We start from the raw sequence: 16957 nt of genomic DNA, 5'->3' as shown, positions 1-16957 counted from the left end.
CGGCGATGTCCTGGCTGATCGGACTTGATTGGGGCACGTCCAGTCTTCGCGCGATGCTTTTTGACGGCGAAGGCAACGTGCATGAGGCGCGCCAACGGACATGGGGCATCCGCCACCTTCCCGAAGGCGGCTTCGACGCGGCGTTGTCGGCGATCTGCAGCGACTGGCCCGCCTGCCCCACGCTGGCCGCGGGCATGGTCGGCAGTCGGCAGGGGTGGCGTGAAGCGCCTTATGTCGACACGCCGGCGGACATCCGCATCATCGCCGCTCACCTGGTCACGGTGAAAAGTCAGGATGGGCGCGACATCCATATCGTTCCCGGCGTGCGCGATGCAGGCGCGCCGGATGTCATGCGCGGCGAGGAAACCCAGCTCATCGGTGCGCTCGACCTGCATCCCGAATTCCATACCGGTGCCCGGTTGGTACTGCCCGGCACGCACAGCAAATGGGTCGACCTGCGCGACGCTCGCATCGCCGGCTTCGCCACGATGATGACCGGCGAACTGTATGCCGTGCTGCTCAACCATTCGATTCTCGGCGCCCACCTGACTGATACATCAACCACGGAGCGGTTCGACGACCGTTTCGACGAAGGCGTGCGCGCGGCACGCGCCAGCGGTCCGGCGGGCGCGCTGACACGAATCTTTTCATCGCGCGCCCTGGTGCTCGAAGGCCGCCTCCCGGCCGCGGCCGTGCCCGATTACCTTTCAGGCCTGTTGATCGGCGAGGAATGGCGCGCCGCCCTCGCGGCCGGCTGGATCGACAGCGACCAGGCTGTCGTGCTGATCGGTGACGAAGCCCTGTGCCTGCGTTACCGCCGCGCCGCCGCGCTGTTCGACCTGCCCGACCCGACCTGGATTGCCGATGCCGCCGCGCGCGGTCTCTGGCGAATCGCGCAGGCCGCCAGCCTCACCGGTGACCGCCCCCGCGCCACCAAGGAGTTCCACGCATGATGCATTCATGGCTGCACCCATTGCCGCTGATCGCGATCCTGCGCGGCCTGACGCCGCACGATGCCGTAGCCATGGGCGAAGTGATTGCCGATGCCGGCTTTCGCATGCTGGAAGTGCCGCTCAACTCGCCCGAACCGCTGGAAAGCATCCGCCTGCTGCAGCAGAAACTGGGCGATCGTTGCCTGATCGGCGCCGGTACGGTGATGACGACGGCGCAGGTCGACGACGTCGCGGCCGCCGGTGGACGTCTGATCGTGATGCCGCACGCGGATACCAACGTGATTGCCGCCGCCAAGCGTGCCGGCCTGTTCTGCACGCCGGGCGTCGCCACGCCGACCGAGGCGTTCGCCGCCCTGGCGGCCGGCGCCGACGCGTTGAAGATCTTTCCCGCCGAACAGGTCGGGCCGGCCGTGATCAAGGCATGGCGCGCGGTGTTGCCGCGCGATCTCATGCTGCTGCCGGTCGGTGGCATCACGCCGGACACCATGGCGACGTACGTGGCCGTCGGCGCCAACGGTTTCGGTATCGGCTCGGCGCTGTACGCGCCGGGTCGCGAGGTCGCCGACGTGTCCCGCCGGGCACGGGCTTTCGCGCAGGCATGGGCGTCGCTGTCACAAGGAACCAACGCGTGAAGATCACCAAGTTGACCACCTTCATGGTGCCGCCACGCTGGCTGTTCCTGCGCATCGACACCGATGCAGGCATCAGCGGCTGGGGCGAACCGGTGGTTGAGGGGCGCGCGCAGACGGTGGCCGCCGCGGTCGAGGAGTTGTCCGACTACCTGATCGGCAAGGACCCGCGGCATATCGAAGACCACTGGAACGTGATGTACCGCGGCGGTTTCTACCGCGGCGGCCCGATCCTGATGAGCGCCATCGCCGGCATCGACCAGGCGCTGTGGGACATCAAGGGCAAGGATCTCAACGTGCCCGTGTACGCGTTGCTGGGCGGCCCGGTGCGCGATCGCATTCGCGTGTACTCGTGGATCGGCGGCGACCGGCCGGCCGACACCGCCAAAGCCGCCGCTGACGCCGTATCGCGCGGTTTCACCGCGGTGAAGATGAATGCCACCGAGGAAATGCAGTACGTCGATACCTACGACAAGGTCGAGCGCGTGCTGGAGAACGTACAGGCCGTGCGCGAGGCGGTCGGGCCGCACGTGGGCCTGGGCGTGGATTTCCACGGCCGCGTGCACAAGGCCATGGCCAAGGTGCTGATGCGCGAATTGGCCCCGTTCAAGTTGATGTTCATCGAAGAGCCGGTGCTGTCCGACCATCTGGAAGCCATCCCCGAGCTCGCCGCTATTTCGCCGGCGCCGATCGCACTGGGTGAGCGGCTGTACTCGCGCTACGACTTCAAGCGCGTGCTGCAGATGGGTGGCGTCGACATCATCCAGCCCGATCCGTCGCACGCCGGCGGCATCACCGAAACACGCAAGATCGCGGCCATGGCCGAGGCTTACGATGTGGCATTGGCGCTGCATTGTCCGCTCGGACCGATCGCGCTGGCCGCCAACCTGCAACTGGACGCGATGTGCCACAACGCCTTCATCCAGGAACAGAGCCTGGGCATCCATTACAACGCCACCAACGACCTGCTTGATTACGTCAGCGACCGCAGCGTGTTCGCCTACGACGATGGCTTCGTCAGCATTCCGAACGGACCGGGCCTCGGCATCCAGGTCAATGAGGAATACGTGGCCGAACGCGCCAAGGTGGGACACCGTTGGCGCAATCCGATCTGGCGCCATGCCGACGGCAGTGTCGCGGAATGGTGAGCACGATGACGCTGCGCGAAACGGGAGAGTAGGCAAGACCACGATCTGGCGGCGACCATGCGCTCGCGCCGGTGCAGCATCCTGGTGGTGATCGTTGCGGGTGCCGGCGTATCAACCTGGGAGCGATGTGCATTCGCACTTCGTTCTGGATCAAGAGAAAGCCATCCACGCTGGGGATCGATGTCAATGTTGCACTTGACCCATGCACATCTGCGTATGCAGATTCTTCCCGAAGCAGGCGGCGCACTTGCCGGTTTCGATTACTACAAGGATGACAAGTGGGTGCCCTTGATGCGCTCTTTCGAGCCTCTGACGGCGCAACCTGGCCAGGTGCCGGACCCCAACCAGCTGGCCTGCTACCCGTTGCTGCCATGGAGCAATCGCATTGCCGAAGGTGGCTTCGATGTGGATGGACATCGCATGACGCTGGCGGCAAATCGTGACGATGATCCCTATCCCATCCACGGCAGCGGCTGGCAGCGACCCTGGCAGGTGCTGTCGCACAACGATCATGAAGCACGCCTGGTGTTGGAGGAGTATTCGGCGAACGCCTATACCTACCAGGCCAGCCTGCACTACGTGCTGCACGAGGATGCTCTTGAGGTTGCATTGCAGGTAACCAATACGGGGGCACGCACGCTGCCATTCGGCCTTGGCCTGCATCCGTTCTTTCCCCGCCATGGCGAAGCAACCTTGCACGCACCTGCCGCGCAGGTCTGGCTCAACGATGGTCACTCGCCGCTGCCGGTGCAGTGCGTCGATGTTCCACCCGCTTGGAATTTCGATCACGCCAGGCGCTTGCCCGACGGGCTCAACCATGGTTTCCAGGCATGGACCGGTGATGCAGTGATTGCCTGGCCGCGACATGGCCTGCGCCTGCATGTGGAAACCGATGTCGATGCGTTCGTGCTCTACACACCGGCTGGTGAGGATTTTTTCTGTTTCGAGCCGGTAGACCATGCCATCAACGCGGTACATCTGCCTGGGGGCGCCGCCGCCAATGGCATGACCCTGCTCGCGCCACGATCCAGCCTGGCGCGCCGCTTCGTATTCCGCGTGGCCGACGAGGCGCAGGACTAGCTATCGGTGCACGATTGCCGCAGCTGCCACCCTAGACACGGGCACGATGACCCGCAGGATGTTTCTCCATGCAACCCAGACTCCAACACAAGACGGCACTGATCACCGGCGCAGGCAGCGGCATTGGCAGTGCGATCGCCGAGTTGTTCGCCCAGCACGGCGCCAATCTCGCGTTGCTGGATCTTGAGCTCGGCGCGGTTGAGCAGCTCGCCGATCGATTGCACACAAGCACCGGCCGGCACTGCGTTCCCCTGCTGGCCAACGTCACCGATGCCGCGCAGATCGATGCCTGCTTTGCGCAGGCGATCGATGCGCTGGGACGCATCGACATCCTGATCAATTGCGCAGGCGTCAACGTATTTCGTGATCCGCTGGACCTACAGGCGAGTGACTGGGACCGCTGCATGGATGTGAATTTGCGTGGCGCCTGGCATTGCATCAGCGCGGCACTGCCTTCGATGCTCGCGGCCGGTTACGGGCACGTGGTGAACATCGCCTCCGTGCATGGTCACAAGATCATTCCGGGAAGTTTCCCGTACCCCGTCGCCAAGCACGGCTTGATCGGGCTAACCCGTTCGCTCGGCATCGAGTATGCCGACCGTGGCATCCGCGTGAATTCGATTTCGCCCGGGCTGATCCTCACGCCGGCTGCCGAACGCTACTTCGAGACTTGCCCCGACCCCGCAGCCGAGCGCCTTCGCCAGGCCGAGTTGCTGCCATGCAAGCGTATCGGTGAACCTTCCGAGGTGGCCTATGCCGCGCTGTTCCTGGCCAGCGACGAAGCACGTTTCATCAATGCCACCGACCTGCTGATTGATGGCGGGCGCAGCCAGCTCTACCACGCCTGACCTTTGACACCCTGCGCGCTGGGTAACGTCCACGCGTCGGGCCATCAGGTCACTTGCCGCTGAGGCGCATCTCCAACTCCTCCAGAGAGACACCCGCCGTTTCCGGCACCTTGCGCAGGATGAAGATGAAACCCACTGCGCAAATCAAACCATAAAACCAGAAGCTTCCCGCCGGCCCCAGATGTGTGTTGAGCCAGGGAAAGCTGTAGGTGAGCACAAAACATGCGCTCCACAAGGCGAACACGCTCAGCGCCACCGCCTGTGCACGGATGTGCTCGGGAAAGATTTCCGACAGCAGCACCCAGGTCACCGGCGCCAGGGTGGTCGCGTACACCGCGATGGCCATCAACACCAGCAACAACACCGGCAGGCCGAGCAAATGCAGCGCGTAGGCCGCGCCAATCAGCAGATAGATCACGGTAAGTGCCCCAGCCCCCAGCAACATCAGTCGACGCCGTCCCCAGCTGTCGACCAGTCGCAGGGCGACCAGGGTGAAGATCAGGTTTACCGAGCCGGTGGCCACGATCGACTTCAATGAGTCATTGATGTCGAAGCCGGCGGACGCAAAGATGTCCTGCGCGTAGTTGAAGATCACATTGATGCCGCACCATTGCTGGAACACCGCCAGCACCACACCGATCACCAACACCGGGCGCACCTTCTTCGCCAGCAGCGCACGCAACGACGATGACTCGCGAATCGCCCCGGCCTGGTTCTCGCGAATCGCACCCAGTACCTCATGCGCATAAGCGGCTCCACCGATGCGTTCCAATACGCGTTGTGCCGCCGCCGCTCGACCAGCCTTGTAAAGCCAGCGTGGTGATTCGGGTATCACCAGGGCCAGCAACAGGAACAGCGCTGCCGGCGCGCCTTCGCAGTAGAACATCAAGCGCCAACCGCTTTGCACATTCCAGCTGTGCAACATCGCCTGGGCAGGAAGGCCAGTGGGTACCGGCTGCGCGATCCACATGTTCACCAGTTGCGCGACCAACACGCCGACCACAATGGTCAATTGATTGATCGCCACGAACAGGCCGCGGTTTCGCGCGGGGCTGACCTCGGCGATATAGAGCGGCGACAACCCGGAGGCCAGTCCGATACCGATGCCGCCGACGATGCGAAATACCGCGAATGACGTCACGTCGTTGGCCAGCCCCGTGCCTGCCGCGCAAACCACGAAAAGCACGGCGGCGAGTACCAGCGGGGGGCGCCGCCCAAACCGATCAGCCAGCATGCCTGCGACCATCGCGCCACCGATGCAACCGATCAGGGCCGAGCTCATCAGCCAGCCCGACATCACCGGATCGTGCACGGAAAAATACGTTTCATAGAACAGCTTTGCGCCGCCGATCACCACCCAGTCGTAGCCGAACAGCAAGCCGCCCAAGGCGGCGACCAGGCAAATCAGCCACAGGTACAGTGGATGGGCCACGTTGGCTTCCACGGCTTCAGCGCGTGCCTTCATCGACGTCGATCTCCTGCGTCAGTCCGGCATGGCGGCGGATACTGATGCTGACAGCTTGGGGTGCTCGTGGCAGGCGGCCAGCCATGCAGTGTGCTGCGCTGCGGCGTGAGTGAATTTAAAAAATATTATTATATGAATTCTGCAGTGCGATCAAGCGATCGGGCATCGACGATGCTTCCAGCAAACATGAGGAGTGGCAATCAATGAAGCGAGCGATCCCCTGCCTGGCGGCCACCATGCTGGCGCTCGGCGCATGGTTGGGTAGCAGCGTGACCGCCTGCGCAAGCTCGACGCAAGCCGCGCCGATTCATTACGATGCCGGCCGGCGGACCTTTCGTATCGATGCCGGCAAGATCACTTATGCCTTCGGTGTCAATGGCAATGGTGCGCTTCAAACGCTGTATTGGGGCGCGCGGCTGATGGCGAATGATCCGCTCCCCACCGCTGCGCCGCCGGCACCACGCTCCTCGTTTGACCCGGCCGGTGCCAACACGCCGCAGGAGTACGCCGGCTGGGGTGGCCCGATCACCGTGATGCCGGACCTGAAAGTGCATTTCGCCGATGGCAACCGCGACCTGGTGTTGCGCTACGACAGCTACCGGATTGTCGATGGCACGTTGATGGTCACGCTACGCGACAAGCAGGCTGGCGTCAGCGTGGTACTTGATTACGCGGTCGATGCAAACACGGGCATCATCGGCCGCTCGGCACGCATCGAGAATCACGCAACACAAGCCGTCACGCTCGATCGCGTCGCCGCTGCCAGTTGGAACCTGCCACCGGCCACGGATTATTCGCTGCGCTACCTGACCGGCACATGGGCCGGTGAATGGCATTTGCGCACGCGACCATTGACACCTGGCGCCACCGAGCTGGAAAGCCGTCGCGGTTCGACCGGCGACGAGAACAACCCCTGGTTTGCGATCGGACGCGGTGCCGAGTGGAACGAATCGCGCGGTCGGGTGTGGTTCGGTGCGCTGGCCTGGAGCGGCTCCTGGAGCATTCATATTGACCAGGACGTGTTGAGCCAGGTGCGCGTCACCGGTGGCTACAACCCGTTCGATTTCGCCTACCAGCTGGAACCGGGGCAAAGCCTGGATACCCCGGTGTTCTATGCCGGCTATACCGACGATGGCATCGGTGAAGCCTCGCGTCTGATGCATCAGTTCGAGCGCAGTCGCATTCTGCCCGCGCACGCGCAGCTGAAGTTGCGACCGGTGCTCTACAACTCGTGGGAAGCCACCGAATTCAAGGTCGATGAAGCTGGCCAGGAACGCCTCGCCGAAAAAGCCGCAGCGCTCGGTGTGGAACGTTTCGTGGTTGATGACGGTTGGTTCGGTGCACGCAACAGCGATCACGCCGGGCTGGGAGACTGGACGGTCAATCGCGAGAAATTTCCGAACGGGCTGAAGCCGTTGATCGACAAGGTGCACGGGCTGGGCATGAGCTTTGGCCTGTGGGTAGAACCGGAAATGGTGAACCCCGACAGCGACCTGTATCGCAAGCATCCCGACTGGGTGCTCAACTTCGACGGCCGCCAGCGCAGCCTGGGGCGCAATCAGCTGGTGTTGAACCTGGCGCGTGATGATGTCAGCGAGCACATTTTCCACGTGCTGGATGACCTGCTCAGCCACAACGACATCCAGTTCCTGAAGTGGGACTACAACCGCAACTGGTCCGAGCCGGGCTGGCCGCAGCAAACACCGGAGCAGCAACAGAAGGTGTACGTCACCTATGTGCAGCACCTGTACGACATCATTCGCCGGCTGCGCGAACGCCATCTGGGTCTGGAAATCGAATCGTGTTCCGGCGGCGGCGCGCGCGTCGATCTTGGCATCATGAGCCTGACCGATGAAGTGTGGCCGTCGGACAACACCGACCCTTCCGATCGTCTGTCGATCCAGGATGGTTTTTCCTATGCCTATGCGCCCGCCGTGATGATGGCCTGGGTCACCGGCTCGCCCAACTGGGTCAACGGTCGCAGCAGTTCGCTCGACTTCCGCTTCCTATCGTCCATGCAGGGGGGCCTTGGCATTGGCGCGAATATTCTCCAGTGGACACCTGCGGAAGATGCAACCGCACGCGGCTATATCGCCGCCTATAAAGACATCCGGGCCACGGTGCAGCTGGGCCGGCTCTATCGCCTGCTATCACCACAGGAACGTGCGCCGCACTCGGCCACTGAATCGGTAGCCACCGATGGCCGGCAGGCGGTGCTGTTCGCGTTCCTGCGCCAAGGCCAGGAAGCACAGGCCTATCCCACGCTTTACCTGCAAGGCCTGGACGAAACCGCGCGTTATCGCTATCGCCTCATTCACGGCAAGGCCGCAAACGGCACGCCCGAAGTCGCCAGTGGCGCGTACTGGATGCATCGCGGCATCGACCTGGAATTGCGCGGCGACATGGATGCCGCCGCGGCGGTATTCGAGCGCATTGGCAAGGTGGCCAATGGCAGCCGCTGAATCGCGCGACCCCGGAGCCAAAGAGGAAGCGCCCTTCTGCATTTGCTCGACCAAGCCCGAACAAGGTTCGGGCCAGGCGTAATGCACGGTCCGGCTGCAGCGTTCGACAGGGACGTTTCGCTTCCAGCTACCGGCAGGTGCGATAGACCCACCCGCGGTTCCAGCCAAGGCCCTTGAGGTTGCGCAGGTCTGGTGCAGCCGGGAGATCCGGTGTCGTGTGTCTGTCGACATATGGCCTCCGCGAGGCCACGGTTTCCATGCGTGGAAAGTAGAAGTGCGCCAGCTTTGGAGTGCCGATATGCAGGCGCTTTCAGCGATGCTGCGGCGCAACTTGCAGCGCTGCCATCGGATAGTATTATCATTAAATACGACAATATAATTCGAACGGCGATGCGACTTGATGCGAACCATCAGAGGCGGATCGCTTGAAGTCGAGGCAATGCCGGATACGGCCCGTGAACAGTGATGGCCGAGCGGTTGAACGACGTGGCGGGCGGGATAGGTGCGGGACCGACATGAGCAGGTGACGCGGCGCGGCGGGGGCACGTGTCGTACTCCTTGGCTCATCTCTGGCGGGCATTCCACATTCAAGCAAGGGGCACTCCATGCAACGAACCAAAATGGCACTTTCGGTGAGTCAGGCGATGACGGCGATGGGGTTCGCCTGTCTGCTCGGCTATGGCACGCAGGTACATGCGCAAACCAGTACAACGGCGCCAGCGGCCAGCACCTCGGCACCAGCTCCGGCCACGCCGAGTGTCAGCGATGCCAAGAAAAAAGCAGGCGACAAAAAGGTGACCGATCTGAATGCGGTATCGGTCACTGGCCAGCTTTCCGCCATCCGTCGCGCGCAGTCGATCAAACGGGATGCCGTCAATGTCGTGGACTCTGTCTCGGCCGAGGAGGCCGGCAAGTTTCCTGACGCCAACGTCGCCGATGCCTTGCAGCGCGTACCTGGTGTGTCGGTGGACCGCAGCGGCGGCGAATCCAGCCAGATCGCCGTGCGCGGCTTTGGCCCGGAATTCGTCGCGGTGACGGTCAACAATCGCCAGATGGCCACGGCTTCCGGCTCGCGCGCCTTCAACTTCGACGTGCTGCCTTCGGAAATCATCAGCGTCGCCCAGGTCAACAAGACCTCGTCGGCGGACATTCCCGAAGTCGACATCGGCGGCGTCGTCAACATCCAGACGGCACGCCCACTGGATTTCAATGGTTACCATGGCGCCTGGAGCGCGGCGGGCGTCAACAGCAACCTGACCGGTGACTGGAAGGGCAAGACCACACCCAAGGCCTCGGGCGTGTTCGGCTGGACGAACTCGGACCATACCTTCGGCTGGATGGCCTCGGCGATGTACTACAAGCGCAAGGACACCCAGCTCAATACGCAGGCCAATTCCTGGTATGTCGACCAGGACATTTCCACACTGTCTCCCGGTCCTGGCACGGCCAACTACACCCATGTTGCGGTACCTGAGACCCTGGCCAGCAATGTTCTCGACGAGACGCGCACACGCAAGGGTTTCAGCGGCGCGATCGACTGGAAGCCGTTCGATCACTTCACGGTGCAGGCCGATACCTTGTTCTCAAGCTACAAGGTCGACCCGCTGGAGCACGAGTTCGGGCAGTACGGCAATACCGCAAATATCCTGGGGCTGACCACCGATGCCAACAACACCGTCACGAGCTTCACACGTAGCGGCGTGGGCGGCGGCGTCATGGCCAACGACTATGTGATGTCGTATACGCCCAGCTATGAAAAGAGCTACCAGAACGGTTTGAACCTCGCCTACGATTTCGATGAGTCGACCACGCTGAGCCTGGACATTTCCAACTCCAAAGCCTGGAACAAGCAAAGTGCCAACGGCTACTTCCTGGTAATCGGCGGAAAGAATTTCGGTGTCAACCCGGTCTGGACCAACAACGGCAGCAGCACACCGCCCAGCTACAGCGGCATCCTCTCGCCGACAGACACGAGTGATTTGACCGCCCATTGCTGCAACGCCGGCAGCGGCAACAATGTCACCAACAAGGTCAACCAGTACCAGCTGAATCTGACGAAGAGCTTTGTCGACGGCGTGCTCTCGCAGCTTGAGTTCGGCGTGCAGTTCGAGGACCAGTCGGTCAAGTCGGTCAGCTGGGGCACGCCCAACAGCATTCTCTGCAACGCCTATTGCGGCTACACCCTTCCCGTGCCGCCGGATGCGGTGGGTGCCTATGTCTACACCGCGCCGAACAAGATCGGCGGCGTGTCCTCGCCGGGCCTGCCGGCGCAATGGATCCAGTACGATCCACATGCCTATCTCGCCTGGCTGGCTTCGCCGGCGGCGTACAACCAGTTGCCTGCCGACAAGCGTGCTGCCCTGCTTGCCGGGCTGGCCGCCAATGGTGGCACCTTGAATGCAGCGCCCAATCCGGGCAGCTACAACAAAGTGACCGAAAGCTCGAAATCGTTCTTCGCCAAATCCACCTTTCAGGGCGAGATGTGGGACAAGCCCTGGACGCTGGAAGTGGGTGTGCGCTACCTCGACCTGGTTTCGACTTCCACAGCGATCAACCAGCCGCCGGTCAGCTACTACATCGATCCCAATGACACCAGCAATGGCCAAGTTGCCTATGGTCCACTGGCACCGCAATCGGACGATGGCGGCTACCACAAGTGGCTGCCGTCGCTGAACTTCAAGTGGAGCCTGCTGGACAACCTGGTCTACCGCTTCTCCTTGTCCAAGACGCTGACTCCGCCGGAACTCAGCAACCTGTATTACAACAGGAGTTTCGGCACGCGCCCGAACTCGTTGACCATCTCGCAAGGCAACCCGCAATTGCAGCCCTACACCTCGCGAAACTTCGACATGGGCCTGGAGTGGTACATCGACGATGCCAGCTACATCGCGCTGGAAGGGTTCTACAAGAAGGTCAGCAACTTCAGCACCCTGGTCAGCACGCCGGTGCCGTTCCTCACCAATCAGGCCGACGGCCAGCCGCTCACCTGGACGCTGACCCAGCCGATCAATCTGAACTCGTCGAACATCTACGGTGAAGAACTCACTTTCAACTACCAGTTCACCCATCTCTTGCCCGATCCCTTCGACGGCCTGGGGATCGCCGCCAACTACACACACGTTTCAAGCAGCACCACGCTCAGTCCTGGCGTGATCGCCGCTTCGGGCAGGTTCGCCGTGCCCGGCATCGGCAATTCCGCGAACATGAGCCTGTACTACGAGAAGGGTCCGGTGCAGGCGCGTCTTGCCTACAACTGGCGTGGTTCGTACCTGCGAAGCTTGTCCTTTGGCGCCGGTGCGCAGCCGGCAACACGTGACTCCTATGGCCAGCTCGACCTGAGCGCGAGCTACGGCATCAGCAAGCATGTATCGCTGTTCGTTTCCGCGACCAACCTGACGCACCAGCACCTCTACGATTATTCGGTCTATTCGAACCGGTTCCTCTATGCCGAGGCGGACGGCACCGAGTACACCGTGGGTGTTCGCGGCACCTTCTGATGTCCGCAGGTGACGAGGAACGGCTTCGGCTTCGCGCTGGCTGCGGAGTCGAGGCCGATGACTCCGTATCGGCCTGGATTCCACGGCTTTTGCCACGAGGCATGGCATGAAAACCGCTTGGGGATACGCCAATCAATTTTCTTGAGAAGCCTTGCGATAGGGGCGCTGTTCGACGCGTTGCCGGCATACCGCGTGAGTACTGGCGCAACCACCTGAAGCAAGTGATGCCAAACACGTCGCTAGATGTTTTACGCGGCCGCGATGCACTGAGAGCCTCGCCGCCGCCCCTGATCTCGCTTACCTGTAATGGAGAGAAGTCGATGAAAGGTTTCCTTGCCTGCACGCTGCGCACTACTGCTTCCTGGTTGCTCGTGTCCGCCGTTGCCGTGGCTGCCGCACCAGCGATGGCCGCCGCCACGCCGCCGCAGATGGGTTTCAACAACTGGAACTCCACCCACTGCCGCGACGAGTTCGACGAGGGCATGATTCGTGGCATCGCCGACAAGTTCATCAGCCTGGGCCTGAAAGACGCCGGCTACCGCTTCGTCAATATCGACGACTGCTGGGCCAGCTGGCAGCGCGGCAAGGACGGCAAGCTGCAGGCCAATCCCAAGCGCTTCCCCAGCGGCATCAAGGCGCTGGCCGACTACATCCACCAGCGCGGGCTGAAGTTCGGCCTTTACTCCAGTGCCGGTACGTCCACCTGCGAGCCGTTGAAGGAAAACCGTGGTTTTCCGGGCGGCCTGGGTCACGAGAAACAGGACGCCGCGACATATGCCTCGTGGGGAGTGGATTACCTGAAGTACGACAACTGCAACAACCAGAAGATCGACGCGCACAAGCGCTATACCGATATGGCCGAAGCGCTGCGCTCGACGGGTCGACCGATTTTCTACAGCATGTGCGAGTGGGGCGAAAACAAGCCGTGGCTATGGGCCGGCAAGCCGCCGGTTGATGCCCAGTCGTGGCGTACCACTGGGGACATCACTGACACCTACGCCTCGATGCTGAAGATCTTCAAGGAGAACGTGGTACTCGACAGCTACGCCACGCCGGGCCACTGGAACGATCCCGACATGCTTGAAGTCGGCAACGGTGGCATGACTGACGTCGAATACCGCAGCCATTTCAGCCTTTGGTCCATCATGGCGGCGCCGCTGTTGATTGGCACCGACTTGCGCACGATCAAACCTGATGCATTGCAGATCCTGCTCAACAAGGAAGTCATCGCGGTGGATCAGGACCCTCTCGGCAAGCAGGGTCATCAGGTGCGCGACGCAGATGGCATTCACGTCATCGTCAAACCGCTCAAGGATGGTAGCCGAGCCGTGGCCGTGTTCAATGAAACTGATGCCTCGCACGATGTCGCCATCAATGCTGCCGAGATCGGCCTGAAAGCGGGCCAGTACAACGTACGTGATCTGTGGCAACACAGCGATGCGAAGGGTGACGGTTCGCTCAAGGTCAGCCTGCCGGCGCACGCCACCGTGGTCTACCGCATCGTCAAACTCTGAGCCTGCCGTAGTCATTCGCGACAGGGCGATCTGCGTCGCCCTGTCCTGCTTGATCCTTGCAGAAACAGTAAAGTATTTACCCTTGAGAATGCGTTGTTGAAACTGCGGACTGTGCCCGAGGTGATAGTGGATTCGCCGCCTTCGACTGGTGTGGTCGCCGAACGGCGATGATCCAATGACCGGCCCTGCTACTGGATCTGACTGTCGGCGCCGATCTGGATTTCTTCGTGGTGCAAGCCACGATAGGCGGCGACTTCCTGTGCTCGAATCGGTTGATGATCCGGTGAATGCGATGCACCTGCCAGACGCCGCTGTCGCCAACGGCACGACCCTGCTTCAGCCGCAAGCGACGTTGCGATGCCGACCCGTTTTCCAAGTGCTCGCTGGTCAAGAGTCTGCGCCTCAAAGTCAGACGCTTCACACCAGATGATGACACCCAGACAATCTGCTATAAGATAAATTGTATTATAATTTATCTCGATGTTAATCGGAGTCAATCTTGCTCTTTAGTTCGGGTTGCGCATTGCGTATGTATTGGTCAAGGAGTTCGGTGCCATGATGAAGCCCATCGCTGTGCGCAACCTGCACAAACAGGTGGTGCATGAGTTGGGACGACTTATCATCAGTGGCGAACTGAAAGTCGGAGAAGGCCTGCCGCGCGAAGAGCTGCTGGCGGAACAGATGAGCGTCAGTCGCACCGCATTGCGTGAAGCGATGAAGGTGCTTTCCGCCAAGGGCCTGATCGAATCGCGGCAAAAGACCGGATCGCGCGTGCGCGATCCGGTGCATTGGAACCAACTTGATGCTGACGTGTTGGGTTGGCGTTGCGCCTCGATGCCCACCGACAGCTTTGTTGAAAAATTGTCGGAAATGCGCGAGATCATCGAGCCGGCTGCTGCGGCCGCTGCCGCACGTCGCCGCACGCCGCAACAGTTGGCCGCACTGAAAGAGGCCTATGAGGCCATGGCGGCGGCAGCGGACCTTGATGCCTGGGCCGAGGCCGACCTGTCCTTTCACGAACGCTTGCTGCAGGCCGCCAACAACGAACTGCTGTCCTCGCTGTTCGCGGTAATCGAAACGGCGCTGGACACCTATTTCCGACTGTCCGCGCGCAACGCCTCCAATTTCAACGTCGCCCTGCCACAACACCTGAAAGTCTTTGAAGCGGTGCGGCGCAAGCAGCCGGAGGTGGCTCGGCAAGCGATGATCGGAATGGTCAACGATTCACGCGTCAACATCCGCCACCGTGCCGGCAAGTCAACCCGTAAATGAGCGGACTTATCGGCATCGATGGGGGCACCAGCAGCCTGCGCGCCTGCTGGTTGGACGAACATGGGTGGGTATTCGACACGCGTGCCCGTCCATGGGCGCGGCGCCGCGCGCAGGCGTATGTGCGGGCATGGACGACATTGCCGCAGGGGAACGAGACATGAAGATCACCAGCCTGACCACGTACCTGGTCCCGCCGCGCTGGCTGTTCGTGCGCATCGACACTGACGAAGGTCTCAGCGGCTGGGGCGAACCGGTGGTCGAGGGGCGTGCGAATACCGTCGCCGCCGCTGTCGACGAACTCGCCGACTACCTGGTCGGCAAGGATCCGCGCCACGTCGAGGACCTGTGGAGCCTGATGTACCGCGGCGGCTTCTATCGCGGCGGACCCATCCTGATGAGCGCCATTGCCGGCATCGACCAGGCGCTGTGGGACATCAAGGGCAAGGACCTGGGCCAGCCGATCCACGCCCTGCTTGGCGGGCCGGTGCGCTCGCGCATTCGCGTGTATTCGTGGATCGGCGGCGACCGGCCGTCCGATACCGCCAAGGCCGCCGTCGATGCGGTTGCGCGCGGTTTCACTGCGGTGAAGATGAACGCCACCGAGGAGCTGCAGTACGTCGATACCTACGACAAGGTCGAGCGCGTGCTGGAAAACGTGCAGGCCGTGCGCGAGGCGGTCGGCCCCAACATCGGGCTCGGCCTGGATTTCCATGGCCGCGTGCACAAGCCGATGGCCAAGGTGCTGATGCGCGAACTGGCGCCGTTCAAGTTGATGTTCATCGAAGAGCCGGTGCTGTCCGACCACCTGGAGGCGATCCCCGAGCTGGCCGCGATTTCGCCGGCGCCGATCGCACTGGGTGAGCGGCTGTACTCGCGCTACGACTTCAAGCGCGTGTTGCAGATGGGCGGCGTCGACATCATCCAGCCCGATCCGTCGCATGCCGGCGGCATCACCGAAACGCGCAAGATCGCGGCCATGGCCGAGGCCTACGACGTGGCGCTGGCGCTGCATTGTCCGCTCGGCCCGATCGCGCTGGCCGCCAACCTGCAACTGGACGCGGTGTGCCATAACGCGTTCATCCAGGAACAGAGCCTGGGCATCCACTACAACGCCGCCAACGACCTGCTCGATTACGTCAGCGACCGCAGCGTGTTCGCCTACGACGATGGCTTCGTCAGCATTCCGGGTGGCCCGGGCCTCGGCATCACCGTCAATCAGGACTACGTGACAGAGCGCGCCGCCGTCGGCCACCGCTGGCGCAATCCGATCTGGCGGCACGCCGATGGGAGCGTGGCGGAATGGTGAACACGACGATGCCGCAAGCGCCTGCTTACGCGAGCTATCCCAGCCTCGCCAACCGCACCGTGTTGATTACCGGCGGCGCCAGTGGCATCGGTGCCGGTTTCGTCGAACACTTCGCGCGGCAAGGTGCGCGGGTGGCGTTTCTGGATGTCGACACAACGTCAGCGCTATCGTTGCTCGACCAGCTAGGTGAGGTCGCGCACCGGCCATTGTTCATCCCTTGCGACCTCGCCGACCTGGATGCGCTGGCGAAGGCTATTGCTGAAGCGCGCACTGCGCTCGGCCCGATCGCGGTACTGATCAACAACGCCGCCAACGATGTGCGCCACGAGTTCGCGACCACCACGCCACACGATTTCGACCGCAGCGTGGCGGTGAATCTGCGCCATCAGTATTTCGCCACCCAGGCCGTCGTCGACGACATGCGCGCGCTGGGTGGCGGCTCGGTGATCTGCCTGGGTTCGACCAGCTGGATGATCAAGAACGCCGGCTATCCGATGTACACGATGGCCAAGGCCGCCATCCACGGCCTGGTCGCCGGACTGGCGCGCGAACTGGGTCGCGACCACATCCGCATCAACTGCCTGGTGCCTGGCTGGGTGATCACCGAGAAGCAGCAACGGTTGTGGCTGGACGCCGCGGGCGAGGCCGAGATCGCGCGTGCGCAATGCCTGCCCGGCCACGTGATGGCCGATGACCTGGCGCGCATGGCGCTGTTCCTGGCGGCGGATGACAGCCGCATGATCACGGCCAGGGATTTCATCGTCGACGGCGGCTGGGTGTGAG

12 protein-coding genes are annotated in these 16957 nt (G+C 62.4%); 11 read left to right on the top strand and 1 reads right to left on the bottom strand.

The features are described 5' to 3' along the window. Nucleotides 1–5: 5 nt before the first annotated feature. From ACPPVV_RS02335 to ACPPVV_RS02315, 5 genes are all read left to right on the top strand, one after another. Nucleotides 6–953 (top strand): 2-dehydro-3-deoxygalactonokinase, encoded by a 948-nt coding sequence (locus ACPPVV_RS02335; protein ID WP_426701876.1) that lies wholly within the window; start codon nt 6–8, stop codon nt 951–953. Beyond that, complete coding sequence (locus tag ACPPVV_RS02330) at nt 950–1585, top strand: 2-dehydro-3-deoxy-6-phosphogalactonate aldolase (protein WP_426701875.1); 636 nt, start codon at nt 950–952, stop codon at nt 1583–1585. Before ACPPVV_RS02335 ends, ACPPVV_RS02330 begins: the two co-directional genes overlap by 4 nt. Continuing rightward, nucleotides 1582–2730: a galactonate dehydratase gene (gene dgoD / locus ACPPVV_RS02325; RefSeq protein WP_426701874.1), complete on the top strand. Its 1149-nt coding sequence runs from the start codon at nt 1582–1584 to the stop codon at nt 2728–2730. The genes ACPPVV_RS02330 and dgoD (ACPPVV_RS02325) overlap by 4 nt, the downstream gene beginning before the upstream one ends. Nucleotides 2731–2910: 180 nt before the next feature. Continuing rightward, the gene (locus ACPPVV_RS02320; RefSeq protein ID WP_426701873.1) at nt 2911–3810 is read left to right on the top strand and encodes an aldose 1-epimerase; all 900 of its coding nucleotides are present in this window, start codon (nt 2911–2913) and stop codon (nt 3808–3810) included. 68 nt (nt 3811–3878) lie between these two features. Continuing rightward, nucleotides 3879–4658: an SDR family oxidoreductase gene (locus ACPPVV_RS02315; protein WP_426701872.1), complete on the top strand. Its 780-nt coding sequence runs from the start codon at nt 3879–3881 to the stop codon at nt 4656–4658. 49 nt (nt 4659–4707) lie between these two features. On the opposite strand, the gene ACPPVV_RS02310 is transcribed toward ACPPVV_RS02315, so the two are convergent. Beyond that, nucleotides 4708–6123: a sugar porter family MFS transporter gene (locus tag ACPPVV_RS02310; protein WP_426701871.1), complete on the bottom strand. Its 1416-nt coding sequence runs from the start codon at nt 6121–6123 to the stop codon at nt 4708–4710. Nucleotides 6124–6326: 203 nt separating this feature from the next. Here ACPPVV_RS02310 and ACPPVV_RS02305 point away from each other — a divergent pair, with 203 nt between their 5' ends. The 6 genes from ACPPVV_RS02305 (at nt 6327) to ACPPVV_RS02280 (ending at nt 16956) form a co-directional block, all read left to right on the top strand. Then, nucleotides 6327–8585, top strand: a complete 2259-nt coding sequence (locus ACPPVV_RS02305) for an alpha-galactosidase (protein WP_426701870.1) — start codon at nt 6327–6329, stop codon at nt 8583–8585. Nucleotides 8586–9190: 605 nt separating this feature from the next. Further along, nucleotides 9191–12082, top strand: coding sequence for a TonB-dependent receptor (locus tag ACPPVV_RS02300; protein ID WP_426701869.1), 2892 nt, complete (start codon nt 9191–9193; stop codon nt 12080–12082). A gap of 320 nt (nt 12083–12402) precedes the next feature. After that, nucleotides 12403–13596 (top strand): glycoside hydrolase family 27 protein, encoded by a 1194-nt coding sequence (locus ACPPVV_RS02295; RefSeq protein ID WP_426701868.1) that lies wholly within the window; start codon nt 12403–12405, stop codon nt 13594–13596. A gap of 555 nt (nt 13597–14151) precedes the next feature. Further along, nucleotides 14152–14868, top strand: coding sequence for a FadR/GntR family transcriptional regulator (locus ACPPVV_RS02290; RefSeq protein ID WP_426701867.1), 717 nt, complete (start codon nt 14152–14154; stop codon nt 14866–14868). Nucleotides 14869–15025: 157 nt separating this feature from the next. Next, a complete protein-coding gene (dgoD, locus tag ACPPVV_RS02285; RefSeq protein WP_426701866.1) occupies nt 15026–16174 on the top strand; it encodes a galactonate dehydratase in 1149 nt (382 codons plus the stop codon). Then, nucleotides 16168–16956 carry an SDR family NAD(P)-dependent oxidoreductase gene (locus ACPPVV_RS02280; RefSeq protein ID WP_426701865.1) on the top strand — a complete coding sequence of 263 codons (789 nt, stop codon included), beginning with the start codon at nt 16168–16170 and terminating at the stop codon, nt 16954–16956. Before dgoD (ACPPVV_RS02285) ends, ACPPVV_RS02280 begins: the two co-directional genes overlap by 7 nt. The last annotated feature ends 1 nt before the right edge of the window (nt 16957 follow it).

The sequence above is a fragment of the Rhodanobacter sp. Col0626 genome, from assembly GCF_049994385.1.
In the GTDB taxonomy this organism is placed as follows: domain Bacteria; phylum Pseudomonadota; class Gammaproteobacteria; order Xanthomonadales; family Rhodanobacteraceae; genus Rhodanobacter.
This window is presented reverse-complemented; position numbering and strand designations above follow the sequence as displayed.

What these genes read in the sequence shown, in the direction of transcription:
- ACPPVV_RS02335 (WP_426701876.1), top strand. Translation starts at nt 6, where the DNA reads ATGTCCTGGCTGATCGGACTTGATTGGGGCACGTCCAGTCTTCGCGCG.
- ACPPVV_RS02330 (WP_426701875.1), top strand. Translation starts at nt 950, where the DNA reads ATGATGCATTCATGGCTGCACCCATTGCCGCTGATCGCGATCCTGCGC.
- ACPPVV_RS02320 (WP_426701873.1), top strand. Translation starts at nt 2,911, where the DNA reads ATGTCAATGTTGCACTTGACCCATGCACATCTGCGTATGCAGATTCTT.
- ACPPVV_RS02315 (WP_426701872.1), top strand. Translation starts at nt 3,879, where the DNA reads ATGCAACCCAGACTCCAACACAAGACGGCACTGATCACCGGCGCAGGC.
- ACPPVV_RS02310 (WP_426701871.1), bottom strand. Translation starts at nt 6,123, where the DNA reads ATGAAGGCACGCGCTGAAGCCGTGGAAGCCAACGTGGCCCATCCACTG.
- ACPPVV_RS02305 (WP_426701870.1), top strand. Translation starts at nt 6,327, where the DNA reads ATGAAGCGAGCGATCCCCTGCCTGGCGGCCACCATGCTGGCGCTCGGC.
- ACPPVV_RS02300 (WP_426701869.1), top strand. Translation starts at nt 9,191, where the DNA reads ATGCAACGAACCAAAATGGCACTTTCGGTGAGTCAGGCGATGACGGCG.
- ACPPVV_RS02295 (WP_426701868.1), top strand. Translation starts at nt 12,403, where the DNA reads ATGAAAGGTTTCCTTGCCTGCACGCTGCGCACTACTGCTTCCTGGTTG.
- ACPPVV_RS02290 (WP_426701867.1), top strand. Translation starts at nt 14,152, where the DNA reads ATGATGAAGCCCATCGCTGTGCGCAACCTGCACAAACAGGTGGTGCAT.
- dgoD (WP_426701866.1), top strand. Translation starts at nt 15,026, where the DNA reads ATGAAGATCACCAGCCTGACCACGTACCTGGTCCCGCCGCGCTGGCTG.
- ACPPVV_RS02280 (WP_426701865.1), top strand. Translation starts at nt 16,168, where the DNA reads ATGGTGAACACGACGATGCCGCAAGCGCCTGCTTACGCGAGCTATCCC.